The 11,749-nt window shown below is 71.7% G+C and carries 9 protein-coding genes; 5 read left to right on the top strand and 4 right to left on the bottom strand.

Translation table 11 applies throughout. The annotated features are described in order from the left end of the window. Nucleotides 1-37 precede the first annotated feature (37 nt). Entirely contained in the window at nt 38-1,477 is a 1,440-nt protein-coding gene (locus HWD93_RS13320) for a GuaB1 family IMP dehydrogenase-related protein (RefSeq protein WP_070416368.1), read from the bottom strand. 212 nt (nt 1,478-1,689) lie between these two features. Here HWD93_RS13320 and HWD93_RS13315 point away from each other — a divergent pair, with 212 nt between their 5' ends. Beyond that, nucleotides 1,690-5,439 carry a multifunctional oxoglutarate decarboxylase/oxoglutarate dehydrogenase thiamine pyrophosphate-binding subunit/dihydrolipoyllysine-residue succinyltransferase subunit gene (locus HWD93_RS13315; RefSeq protein WP_261647070.1) on the top strand — a complete coding sequence of 1,250 codons (3,750 nt, stop codon included), beginning with the start codon at nt 1,690-1,692 and terminating at the stop codon, nt 5,437-5,439. A gap of 18 nt (nt 5,440-5,457) precedes the next feature. Here HWD93_RS13315 and HWD93_RS13310 read toward each other — a convergent pair whose 3' ends face one another. The 3 genes from HWD93_RS13310 to HWD93_RS13300 are packed head-to-tail and all read right to left on the bottom strand — an operon-like array spanning nt 5,458 to nt 7,005. Next, complete coding sequence (locus HWD93_RS13310; RefSeq protein WP_070416369.1) at nt 5,458-5,898, bottom strand: GNAT family N-acetyltransferase; 441 nt, start codon at nt 5,896-5,898, stop codon at nt 5,458-5,460. Nucleotides 5,899-5,950: 52 nt separating this feature from the next. Further along, nucleotides 5,951-6,193: a zf-HC2 domain-containing protein gene (locus HWD93_RS13305; protein WP_070416370.1), complete on the bottom strand. Its 243-nt coding sequence runs from the start codon at nt 6,191-6,193 to the stop codon at nt 5,951-5,953. Then, nucleotides 6,190-7,005 (bottom strand): sigma-70 family RNA polymerase sigma factor, encoded by an 816-nt coding sequence (locus HWD93_RS13300; RefSeq protein ID WP_261647069.1) that lies wholly within the window; start codon nt 7,003-7,005, stop codon nt 6,190-6,192. The genes HWD93_RS13305 and HWD93_RS13300 overlap by 4 nt, the downstream gene beginning before the upstream one ends. 126 nt (nt 7,006-7,131) lie before the next feature. Between HWD93_RS13300 and aroA the strand changes: the two genes are divergently transcribed. The 4 genes from aroA (at nt 7,132) to HWD93_RS13280 (ending at nt 11,732) form a co-directional block, all read left to right on the top strand. Continuing rightward, complete coding sequence (gene aroA / locus HWD93_RS13295) at nt 7,132-8,493, top strand: 3-phosphoshikimate 1-carboxyvinyltransferase (protein ID WP_261647068.1); 1,362 nt, start codon at nt 7,132-7,134, stop codon at nt 8,491-8,493. 4 nt (nt 8,494-8,497) lie between these two features. Continuing rightward, entirely contained in the window at nt 8,498-9,544 is a 1,047-nt protein-coding gene (gene rsgA / locus HWD93_RS13290) for a ribosome small subunit-dependent GTPase A (RefSeq protein ID WP_070416372.1), read from the top strand. Between the two features lie 272 nt (nt 9,545-9,816). After that, on the top strand, nt 9,817-10,929 hold the full coding sequence (locus HWD93_RS13285) for a hypothetical protein (RefSeq protein WP_261647067.1): 1,113 nt from the start codon (nt 9,817-9,819) through the stop codon (nt 10,927-10,929). Between the two features lie 20 nt (nt 10,930-10,949). Continuing rightward, nucleotides 10,950-11,732 carry an inositol monophosphatase family protein gene (locus tag HWD93_RS13280; RefSeq protein WP_083294964.1) on the top strand — a complete coding sequence of 261 codons (783 nt, stop codon included), beginning with the start codon at nt 10,950-10,952 and terminating at the stop codon, nt 11,730-11,732. The last annotated feature ends 17 nt before the right edge of the window (nt 11,733-11,749 follow it).

Here is an 11,749-nt window from a genome sequence, read left to right as displayed (position 1 = left end):
GCGCGGCGGCGCGCTGCCGCCCGCGCCGGGCGCTGCGCTACCAGCTGACGGGGAGCGGCTTGCCCTCCTCGTAGCCGGCGGCCGACTGGATGCCGACGAGCGCCCGCTCGGAGAACTCCGCGAGGGACGACGCCCCCGCGTACGTCGCCGAGCTGCGGACACCGGTGGTGATCATGTCGAGCAGGTCCTCGACACTCGGCCGCTCCGGGTCGAGGTAGATCGTCGACGATGAGATCCCCTCGGCGAAGAGCGCCTTGCGGGCCCGCTCGTAGGGGTCGAGGCGCTCGAAGCGCTCCCGGACGGCCTTGGCGCTGGCCATGCCCCAGCTCTCCTTGTACGCCTTGCCCGCGGCGTCGCGCCGGAGGACTCCGGGCGCCTCGAGCGTGCCCGCGAACCACGAGCCGATCATCACGGCGGACGCGCCGGCGGCGAGGGCGAGCGCCACGTCGCGCGGGTACCGGACGCCGCCGTCGGCCCACACGTGCGCACCGAGCGACCGGGCCGCGGCGGCGGTCTCGAGCACGGCGGAGAACTGCGGGCGACCGACGGCGGTCATCATGCGCGTGGTGCACATGGCGCCGGGTCCGACGCCGACCTTGATGATGGTCGCACCGGCCTCGACGAGGTGGGCGACCGCGTCGGCGGTGACGACGTTGCCCGCGACGAGCGGGATGTCGAGGCCGAGGGCGGCGACGGTGCGGAGGGCGCGGAGCATGCCCTCCTGGTGGCCGTGCGCGGTGTCGAGGACGAGCACGTCGACGCCGGCGGCCGCGAGGGCCTGCGCCTTCGCGGCGACGTCGCCGTTGATGCCGATCGCGGCGGCGACCCGCAGGCGTCCGGACGCGTCGACGGCCGGCCGGTAGATGTCCGAGCGGATCGCGCTGGTCTGGCTGACGGTGCCGACGACCTTGCCGTGCCGCATGACCGGCGCGAAGTCGACCTCGGCCGCGGTCAGCACGTCGTACACGTGCCGGGGCGTGCCGGCGTCCTCGGCGTCGATCGCGGTGGAGGCGCCGTGCAGCAGGTCGCCGAGCGTGGCGTCGGGACCCGCGTCGCCGAGGCGCCCGGCGGGGACGCAGCCGAGGTACTCGCCGGCGGCGTCGCGGACGACCACGCCCCGTCCGGCGACGGGCAGGAGCTGCTCGAGGGCCTCGGCGACGGTGGTGTGCGCGCCCATGTCGTAGGCGGTGTCGAAGTCGACCGGCTGGTCCTTGACCCAGCGGATCGCGGCGTCGAGGTCCTGCAGGTGCATGTCCTGCGGCAGGACGCCCAGGCCGCCGCGTCGGGCGAGCGTCGCGGCGAGGCGCGGCCCGGTGACCGAGTTCATGTTGGCGCTGACGATCGGGATGGTCGCACCGGATCCGTCGTTCGCCGAGAGGTCCACGTCGAACCGGCTCGTCACCGCCGACCGGCTGGGGACGAGGAAGACGTCGGAGTAGGTCAGGTCGTGTGTCGGCCGCGTCTCGTAGAACCTCATGGGCCCCACTGTACGGCTCCCCAGGGTGGCCGGTCTGGGCGGCTCGGCACGCCTCCGGTGCGACACGCGCGACACCCGGTCGGGAGGCGCGACCCGCCTCCGCCTGACACCGAACGGTCATCTGCGAGCGGCTAGGCTTGGGACCTGTGCGAGGCAGGGTTGCTACGCACGACACACACGAGCATCTATCGACGGAGAGTGGGCGATCGGCTGTGTCGAGCCATCTGACCGGAACGGACGAGACCGCGGGCGAATTCGGGGCGAACGAGTGGCTCGTCGACGAGCTCTACGAGCAGTTCGTCGCCGACAAGGAGTCCGTCGACAAGTCCTGGTGGCCGGTCCTCGAGAGCTACCACCGCACGCAGGGTGGCGACGCGTCCGCGCCGGCTCCGTCCCCCTCCGCCCCCGCTGCTCCGGCCGCCTCCGAGCAGCAGCAGTCCACGACCCAGCAGCCCGCGACCGGTGACGCCCCCGGCGAGGCGAAGTCCGGGCCGATCCAGGCGAAGACCACGTCGCGCCAGCCCACGCCGCAGCCGATCCCGGCCGAGGCCAACGACGAAGCCGACGACCACGAGGAGACCCACGAGGACGTGGCGACCCCGCTCCGGGGCATGGCGAAGACGCTCGCCTCGAACATGGACGCCTCGCTCACGGTGCCGACCGCGACGAGCGTGCGGACGATCCCGGCGAAGCTGATGATCGACAACCGCATCGTCGTGAACAACCACCTGCGTCGGGCCCGCGGCGGCAAGATCTCGTTCACGCACCTCATCGGGTGGGCGATGGTGCAGGCGCTCAAGGACTTCCCGAGTCAGAACGTCTTCTACGAGGAGCGCGACGGCAAGCCCTTCGTGGTGGCCCCCGCGCACGTCAACCTCGGCATCGCGATCGACGTCCCGAAGAAGGACGGCTCGCGCTCCCTGCTCGTCCCGAGCATCAAGCGCGCCGAGACCCTGACGTTCGGCCAGTTCCTCTCCGCCTACGAGGACCTCGTCAAGCGCGCCCGTGACAACAAGCTCACGCCGGCCGACTTCCAGGGCACCACGATCTCGCTGACGAACCCGGGCGGCATCGGCACGGTCCACTCGGTGCCGCGCCTGACGAAGGGGCAGGGTGCCATCATCGGCGCCGGTGCCCTGGAGTACCCGGCGCAGTTCCAGGGCTCGGCGGCGAAGACCCTCGTCGAGCTCGGCATCGGCAAGACCATCACGCTGACGAGCACCTACGACCACCGCGTCATCCAGGGTGCGGGGTCGGGCGAGTACCTCAAGAAGGTGCACGAGCGACTCATCGGCGAGCACGGCTTCTACGAGGGCATCTTCGCGGCGCTCCGGATCCCGTACAAGCCGATCCAGTGGGCGAACGACATCAACGTCGACCTCGCGCACCGGGTGAACAAGACGGCGCGTGTGCAGGAGCTCATCAACAGCTTCCGTGTCCGCGGGCACCTCATGGCGGACATCGACCCGCTCGAGTACCGGCAGCGCACCCACCCCGACCTCGAGATCGAGAGCCACGGGCTGACCTTCTGGGACCTCGACCGCGAGTTCGTCACCGGCGGGCTCGCCGGCACGACGAACGCCCCGCTGCGCGACGTGCTCGGGATCCTCCGCGACGCCTACTGCCGCACGGTCGGCATCGAGTACATGCACATCCAGGACCCGGAACAGCGTCGCTGGGTGCAGGCCCACATCGAGGTCCCGTACTCGAAGCCGTCGAAGGACGACCAGCTCCGGGTCCTCGGCAAGCTCAACGAGGCCGAGGCGTTCGAGACCTTCCTGCAGACGAAGTACGTCGGCCAGAAGCGCTTCTCGCTCGAGGGCGGCGAGTCCACCATCGCGTTCCTCGACTCGCTCATCCAGCGCGCGGCGACCGCCGGCCTCGAAGAAGTCGCGATCGGCATGGCCCACCGCGGGCGGCTCAACGTGCTGACGAACATCGCCGGCAAGACCTACGGCCAGATCTTCCGCGAGTTCGAGGGGTCGTCGCTCCCCGGCGCCGTCTCGGGCCAGGGATCGGGCGACGTGAAGTACCACGTCGGCACCGAGGGCGTGTTCCGTGCCAGCGACGGCACCGCCATCCCGGTGACGATCGCCGCGAACCCGTCCCACCTCGAGGCCGTCGACGGCGTGCTCGAGGGCATCGTCCGCGCGAAGCAGGACCGGCAGGCCCCCGGCACGTTCGGCGTCCTGCCCGTGCTGGTCCACGGCGACGCTGCGATGGCCGGTCAGGGCGTCGTGGTCGAGACCCTGCAGATGTCGCAGCTGCGCGGCTACCGCACCGGCGGCACCGTGCACCTCGTGATCAACAACCAGGTCGGGTTCACCACCCCGCCGGAGTCGGCCCGCAGCTCGGTGTACTCCACCGACGTGGCGAAGACGATCCAGGCGCCGATCTTCCACGTGAACGGGGACGACCCCGAGGCCGTCGCCCGCGTCGCCGAGCTCGCCTTCGCCTACCGCGAGGAGTTCCACCGCGACGTCGTCATCGACCTCATCTGCTACCGCCGCCGCGGACACAACGAGGGCGACGACCCGTCGATGACGCAGCCGCTCATGTACAACCTCATCGAGGCGAAGCGCTCCGTCCGCACCCTCTACACCGAGGCCCTCGTCGGCCGCGGCGACATCACGCAAGAGGAGTACGACGAGGCGCACCGCGACTTCCAGGACCGCCTGGAACGCGCCTTCGCGGAGACGCACGAGGCGCAGACCGGCACGATCCCGGTCATCACGGTCGACGACGACGGCGCCGTGCAGGGCCTCGAACGACCGGCAGCGCAGCGCGACGACTCCGAGGTCGAGGTGCACGAGACCGCCGTGTCCGAGGAACTCGTCCGGGCCATCGGCGACGCGCACAGCAACCCGCCCGCGGGCTTCCAGGTGCACCCGAAGCTCCAGCAGCTCCTGTCCAAGCGCACCGACATGACCCGCAACGGCGGCGTCGACTGGGCGATGGCGGAGCTCATGGCCATCGGGTCGATCCTCGTCGAGGGCAAGCCGGTCCGCCTCGCTGGGCAGGACGCCCGCCGTGGCACCTTCGTGCAGCGCCAGGCCGTCTTCCACGACCGTGTGAACGGCCAGGAGTGGCTGCCCCTCGCGAACCTCACCGAGGACCAGGCCCGCCTGTACATCTACGACTCGCTGCTCAGCGAGTACGCGGCGATGGCGTTCGAGTACGGCTACTCGGTCGAGCGTCCCGAGGCCCTCGTCCTGTGGGAGGCGCAGTTCGGCGACTTCGCGAACGGCGCCCAGACCGTCATCGACGAGTTCATCTCCTCCGCCGAGCAGAAGTGGGGACAGCGCTCGGGCCTCGTGCTCCTGCTCCCCCACGGCTACGAGGGCCAGGGACCGGACCACTCGTCGGCGCGCATCGAGCGGTACCTGCAGCTCTGCGCCGAGGACAACATGGTGGTGGCCCGGCCGTCGACCCCGGCGTCGTACTTCCACCTGCTGCGACGCCAGGCGTGGGAGCGGCCGCAGAAGCCGCTCATCGTGTTCTCCCCGAAGGCGATGCTGCGCCTCCGCCAGGCGACGAGCCCGGTGGACGCGTTCACGAGCGGCACCTTCTCCGAGGTCCTCGACGACGACCGCGTGACCGACAAGTCGGCGGTGCGCCGGGTGGTCCTGCACTCCGGCAAGGTGCACCACGACCTGCGCGCCGAGCTCGACAAGCGCGGCGCCGCCGACGTCGCCCTCGTCCGGCTCGAGCAGCTCGCCCCGCTCCCCCTCGAGCAGATCCTCCAGGTGCTCGCGGGCTACCCGGGCGCCGACGTCGTGTGGGCGCAGGAAGAGCCGGAGAACCAGGGCGCCTGGCCGTTCGTGTGCATGAACCTGTCGCCGCACCTCGACGGTCGACCGCTGTCGGTCGCCGCCCGTCCGGCGAGTGCCGCGCCGGCCACGGGTTCGTCGAAGCGCTCCGCACAGGAAGCGACCGACGTCATCACGCGAGCGCTGGGCTGACGCCCGACGCGGGGTGCGCTACGCGATCTTCGTGTAGCGCACCCCGGCGTCGTGGTACCCGCGCTTCTGGTAGAACCGGTGCGCGCTGTCCGTGGCCGCAGCGCTGACGGCGCTGAGGCGACGCGCGCCCTGCTCGACCGCCCATGCTTCGAACGTGCCGATGAGCGCCGAACCGGTGCCGAGCCTCCTGGCCGACTCGTCGACCACCATCAGCAGCAGCTGCGCCGTCGGCTCGTCGCTCGCGTACGCCCACGTGACCTGCGCGCCGGCGACCGCGATCGCACGACCGTCGTCGTCCCGCACCACCCAGGTGCGGTGTCCGGCCTCGGGCGTGAGCCGTTCGAGGCGGGCGCGCATGGCGGCGTCGTCGACCTCGTGGCCGAGCAGTCGGACGAGGGCGGCGACGTCGGCGACGTCCGTGTCGGACCAGGTGGTGATCGACTCGACGGAGAGGGTCATGCCCGCGACACTACCGACAGCCCCGTGCGTGTGACGACGGCTGCCAGGACGTTCAGTGGGTGGCCTGCTCCAGGCGGATGCGGGCGAGGATCTCGGTGCGGAGTTCCTCGGGTGCCGTCTCCTTGCACGCGCGACGGACCGTCTCGATGAGGACGACGCCGACGCGGTGCTCGGTCGTGCAGTCCTCGCAGTCGTCCATGTGCTCACGGATGTCCGCCGCGTCCTCGCGGCAGAGCTCCCCGTGCAGGAACTCCTCGAGCTCGGCCTTCGCCTTCGAGCAGTCGCAGCCGCTCATCGCGCTTCCTTCCCTTCGACGCGGCTCGACGCCGCGGCAACCTTCCGGCCTCGTCCGCGCATCGTCGCCGTCGACGCTGCGTCCGGGACGATGCCGGTCTCACGTGCGTGGTCGGCCAGGAGCCCGCGGAGGAGCCGGCGGCCACGGTGGAGGCGGCTCATGACCGTCCCCACGGGGGTCTTCATGATGTCGGCGATCTCCTGGTAGGAGAACCCCTCGACATCGGCGAAGTAGACGGCCATCCGGAAGTCCTCGGGGATGGCCTGCAGCGCGTCCTTCACGGCGGAGGACGGCAGGTGGTCGATGGCGTCGGCCTCGGCAGAGCGCGCCGAGATCGACTGCGTCACGCTCTCCGCGCCACCGAGCTGCCAGTCCTCGAGCTCGTCGATCGTGCCCTGGTACGGGTTGCGCTGGTTCTTGCGGTACGTGTTGATGAACGTGTTCGTGAGGATGCGGTACAGCCAGGCCTTGAGGTTCGTGCCCTGCTTGAACTGGCGGAACGCAGCGAAGGCCTTGACGAACGTCTCCTGCACGAGGTCGGACGCGTCGGCCGGGTTGCGGGTCATCCGCATCGCGGCGCCGTAGAGCTGGTCCATGAAGGGCAGCGCCTGGTCCTCGAAGAGGGAACGGAGCTCGGCCTCGGAGACGGTCTTCGCGTCGACGACGTCGACCGCGGTGGCCTCGTCGTCGCCGGCCTCGTCGTCGCTGGCCTCGTCCTCGCGCAGTGCTGCTTCTTCGGACACCACGTCGAGCTGCGCCTCGGTCTCCTCGACCAGGTCGTGCGGTGCTGCGTGCGGTTCGTCGGTCGTCATCGCCGTCGAGTCTAGGCCGACGGTGCTCCCGAGCGTCGTCGGCACGGCGGGCAGAGTCGTCCGCGGTCGTGCGAGTGTCGCTGTCGCCACTGATCCTCCCGGTGCGTTCAGTACCCTTGTGAACCGATGGCAGTCACGACGCATTCCCAGTCCCGGACCGAGCCCTGGATCGCCCCGCTCGCGCGGGGTCCGCTGCACGGCGACGTGTCGCTGCCCGGGTCGAAGTCGCTCACCAACCGCGAGCTCGTGCTCGCCGCCCTCGCCGACGGTCCGTCGACCATCCGGCTGCCGCTGCACTCGCGCGACTCGGCGCTCATGGTCGAGGCGCTCCGGCAGCTCGGCGTCGGGATCGACGAGGTCCCGCCGGCGCCCGGCGCAGCCCCGAACCCGTACGGCCCCGACCTCCGCATCACGCCGGCGCCGATGCACGGCGACGTCCGGGTGGACTGCGGACTCGCCGGCACTGTGATGCGCTTCCTGCCGCCCCTCGCCGCCCTCGCGGTCGGGCCGGTCACGGTCGACGGCGACCCGTACGCCCGCAAGCGGCCGATGCACGCCATCATCCAGGCGCTCGTCGACCTCGGCGTGGACGTCACCGACGACGGCGGCGGCGCGATGCCGTTCTCGTTCACCGGCACCGGCTCGGTCCGCGGCGGATCGCTCTCGATCGACGCGTCCGCCTCGTCGCAGTTCGTCTCCGGGCTCCTACTCTCCGCCCCGCGCTTCGACGAGGGCCTGCACCTCACGCACGTCGGCGAGCGCCTGCCGAGCATGCCGCACATCGAGATGACCGTCGCCGCCCTCCGTGCCCGCGGCGTCCGGGTCGACGAGCCCGCGGTCGGCGAGTGGGTCGTGCACCCCGGTCCGATCGCCGCTCGCGACGTCACCATCGAACCCGACCTGTCGAACGCCGCGCCGTTCGCCGTGGCGGCGCTCGTCGCCGGCGGCTCCGTCCGCATCCGCACCTGGCCGAGGGCGACGACCCAGGTCGGCGCCGACCTCGAGCGGCTCCTCCCCCTGTGGGGCGCGACCGTCACGCGGGACGGCGACGACCTCGTCTTCGACGGCGGCGTCGGGGTCCGGGGTGGCGCCTCCCTCCCGGGTCTCGAACTCGACCTCAGCCGCGGCGGCGAGCTCGCGCCTGCCCTGGTCGCGTTGGCGGCCCTGGCCGACGGCCCGTCCGAGATCACCGGGATCGGCCACCTCCGCGGGCACGAGACGGACCGTCTCGCCGCGCTCGCGTCGGACGTCAACCGTTCGGGAGGCGCGGTGCACGAACTCGACGACGGCCTCCGCATCGAGCCTGCCGCGCTCCACGGCGGCGACTGGGCCGCGTACGACGACCACCGGATGGCGACGGCCGGCGCGGTCGTGGGTCTCGTCGTCGACGGCGTCGCCGTCGACGACATCGGCTCGACCGCGAAGACGCTGCCGCAGTTCCCCGAGCTGTGGGCGGCCCTGGTCGCGACCGGCGACGAAGGGGTCTGACGCGATGAGCTGGTGGGACGACGTCGACGGTGACGACTCGGACGCGGACGAGCCGTACGGGCAGTACGACGAGTCGAGCGTCCGGGTCCGACCCAACCCGAAGGGCAACCGCCCCCGCACGAAGGTCCGTCCGACGTACGAGGACGCCCCCACCGGGTGGGTGACGAACGTCGACCGCGGGCGCTTCGGCGTGCTCGTCGGGGACCGGGTCATCACGGCCACGAAGGCCCGCGAGCTGGGGAAGAAGTCCGTCGTCACCGGCGACACGGTCCACCTCGCCGGCGACGTCTCCGGCGAACCGGGCTCCCTCGCGCGCATCGTGAAGGTCGCCGAGCGCACCACGCTGCTGCGCCGGAGCGCCGACGACACCGACGAGGTCGAGCGCGTCATCGTGGCGAACGCCGACCAGATGCTCATCGTCGTGGCCGCCGCCGACCCCGAGCCGCGCACCCGACTGATCGACCGGTACCTCGTGGCGGCGTTCGACGCCGGCCTCGACCCGATCCTCTGCATCACGAAGACCGACCTCGCCGATCCCACCGAGTTCCTCGCGCACTTCGCCTGCCTCGACCTGCGCATCGTGACGAGCCGCTCCGACGACGTGCCGTTCGACGCCCTGCACGAGGTCCTCGACGACAAGGTGACCGTGACCGTCGGGCACTCGGGCGTCGGGAAGTCGACGCTCGTGAACGCGCTGACCGGTTCCTCCCGGGCCACCGGGGTCGTCAACTCGGTGACCGGTCGGGGACGGCACACCTCGTCGTCGTCGATCGCGCTGCAGGTGCGGGACGGCGGGTGGATCATCGACACCCCGGGTGTCCGGTCGTTCGGGCTCGGACACGTCGACCCGGCGAACGTCTTCCGTGCCTTCGCCTCGCACGCCGTGCCCGTCCGCGAGCCGGCGGACGGGATCCCCCTCTCCCAGGCGCACGACTGGGAGATCGTCGACCGGGTGCAGGCCGGCGAGCTCGGGTCGACCGGGGTCGAGCGGCTCGACTCGTTCCGGGCGCTGCTGACCGGCATGGGCGCCGAGGACCCGGGCACGGAGTAGCGCGGGGCGCCGACGTGCCTCGCGCCTCGCGCCTCGCGCCTCGCGCAGTGTGCGAGGTTCCGCGCTCGGTGGGACGCCGGCGCCCTCCCACGGTGTGCGGAGGCTCGCACACTCCGGCGCCGGCCCCGCACCGTGCGCTGCGGTACCTGGGTCGACAGGTGTGCACCGACGTTGTACAGTTGCCATTCGTGTCTGAAGTTGCAAAGTACAACTTTGCGCCGACCCCCGCCGTCGACGCCCCGTCCTCCCCCATGACGACAACGACGTCGCACGTGCACACCACCTCCCCCCACACCCACTCGCACGCCGCGCCTCGGGCCTCCAGGGCCCCGCGTCAGCCGAACGGCCCGTCGGCGCTCCGTCCGCAGGGCCTCGGTCGCACCCTGCTGAGCTTCGGCTCGCACATCCTCGTGCCCCTCTTCCTCGCGATCGGCATGGGTCTCGCCTACCTCGGCGCCTTCCACGCCCCGACGCCGCACGACCTCCCGGTCGGCATCGTCGGACAGGGTGCGGCGACCCAGGTGTTCGCGCAGACCGTCACGGACGAGTCGGACGGCGCCCTCGTCACCCACGTCGTGTCCTCCACCGCCGAGGCCGAGCGCCAGGTCCGCGACCGCGACCTCGCCGCCGTCTACGCACCGACCGCGACCGGGGCGACGCTCTACGTCTCGACCGCGGCGTCGGAGACCACCGCGAGCGCGGCCCAGAAGATCTTCATGCCGATCGCCTACCGGTCGCACCTGCCCTTCACGGTGCAGGACGTCGTGCCCTCCGGCGACGAGGACACCACCGGACAGGGCCTGTTCTTCCTGCTCGTCGCCCTGAGCGTCGGCGGCTACGCGTCCGCGATCGCGGTGGCCGCCTTCGCCACCCGGCTGCGACCGCTGTGGACCGCCGTCACCGGCCTCGCGACGGCCGGAGTGGTCGCGGGCATCGGCATCCTCATCGCCGGTCCGCTGTACGGCATCATCACGACGAACCGGTGGGAGATCTTCCTGTTCGCCTGGATGTACGACGCGATCATCGTCGCGCTCGGGGTCGGCCTCCACCCGCTGCTCGGCCGGTGGACGACGCCGATCCTCACGATGCTGTTCGTGATGCTGAACTTCACGTCGTCCGGTGGCATCTTCCAGCCGGCGTTCCAGCCGGGGTTCTTCGCCGGCCTCAACACGTTCTGGAGCGGTGCCGCCTGGCTCCAGGCTGCGCAGGACCTGCAGTACTTCCCGGGCGCCTCGCTCGGTCGGTCGTCGCTCGTGCTGGCGCTGTGGCTCGCCGCGGCCGTGCTGCTCTGCGTCGTCGTGCACGGTCTCGTCGCCCGCCGGGCCCGCATCGCCCGCGAGCGCGAGGTCACCGCCCTCGAGGAGGAAGAGGTCGTGGCGGCGTAGCCCCCGCTACGCTGGCGACCGTGGACCTCAGCGCCGACCTGGACTTCGCCCGCTCCCTCGCCGACACCGCCGACGCGATCAGCCTCGAGCGGTTCCGCGCCGCCGACCTGCACGTGTCGAAGAAGGCCGACAGTACGCACGTCACCGACGCCGACCAGGCGGTCGAACGAGCGCTCCGCGAGCGGCTGGGCGCCGAGCGTCCCGACGACGCCTTCCTCGGCGAGGAGACCACCGCGGACACCGGCGCCGAGGCCGTCAGCGAGGGCCACCGCCAGTGGGTGGTCGACCCCATCGACGGCACCGCGAACTACCTCCGCGGCGTCCCGGTCTGGGCCACCCTCATCGCGCTCGCGGTGGACGGGCGCCCGGTCCTCGGCGTCGTGAGCGCACCCGCCCTCGGCAAGCGCTGGTGGGCGGCCGAGGGGCTCGGCGCGCACTCCTTCGACGGTCCCCTGCACGTCTCCGGCGTCGACTCGCTGGCCGAGGCCAGCCTGAGCTACAACAGCATCCAGCAGTGGGACGACGACGACCGCCTGGACGCCCTCGTGACGCTCTCCCGTCGGGTCTGGCGCACCCGGGCCTACGGCGACATGTGGTCGTACATGCTCGTGGCCGAGGGCGTCCTCGACGTCGCCGGCGAGCCCGACCTCAAGCCGTGGGACATGGCGGCGCTCGTGCCGATCGTCGAGGAGGCCGGGGGCCGGTTCACCTCGCTCGACGGCGATCCCGGGCCCTGGCACGGCAGCGCCCTCGCGACGAACGGACTCGTGCACGACGCCGTGGTCGAGGTCATCCGCCGCTGACGGCCCCGAACGCCCGG

Origin of the sequence: Curtobacterium sp. C2H10, assembly GCF_025407985.1 — a bacterium.
In the GTDB taxonomy this organism is placed as follows: Bacteria; Actinomycetota; Actinomycetes; order Actinomycetales; family Microbacteriaceae; genus Curtobacterium.
The sequence above is the reverse complement of the archived record's forward strand: the minus strand, read 5'-3'. Positions and strand labels throughout refer to the sequence as shown.

What these genes read in the sequence shown, in the direction of transcription:
- aroA (WP_261647068.1), top strand. Translation starts at nt 7,132, where the DNA reads ATGGCAGTCACGACGCATTCCCAGTCCCGGACCGAGCCCTGGATCGCC.
- HWD93_RS13300 (WP_261647069.1), bottom strand. Translation starts at nt 7,005, where the DNA reads ATGACGACCGACGAACCGCACGCAGCACCGCACGACCTGGTCGAGGAG.
- rsgA (WP_070416372.1), top strand. Translation starts at nt 8,498, where the DNA reads ATGAGCTGGTGGGACGACGTCGACGGTGACGACTCGGACGCGGACGAG.
- HWD93_RS13310 (WP_070416369.1), bottom strand. Translation starts at nt 5,898, where the DNA reads ATGACCCTCTCCGTCGAGTCGATCACCACCTGGTCCGACACGGACGTC.
- HWD93_RS13305 (WP_070416370.1), bottom strand. Translation starts at nt 6,193, where the DNA reads ATGAGCGGCTGCGACTGCTCGAAGGCGAAGGCCGAGCTCGAGGAGTTC.
- HWD93_RS13320 (WP_070416368.1), bottom strand. Translation starts at nt 1,477, where the DNA reads ATGAGGTTCTACGAGACGCGGCCGACACACGACCTGACCTACTCCGAC.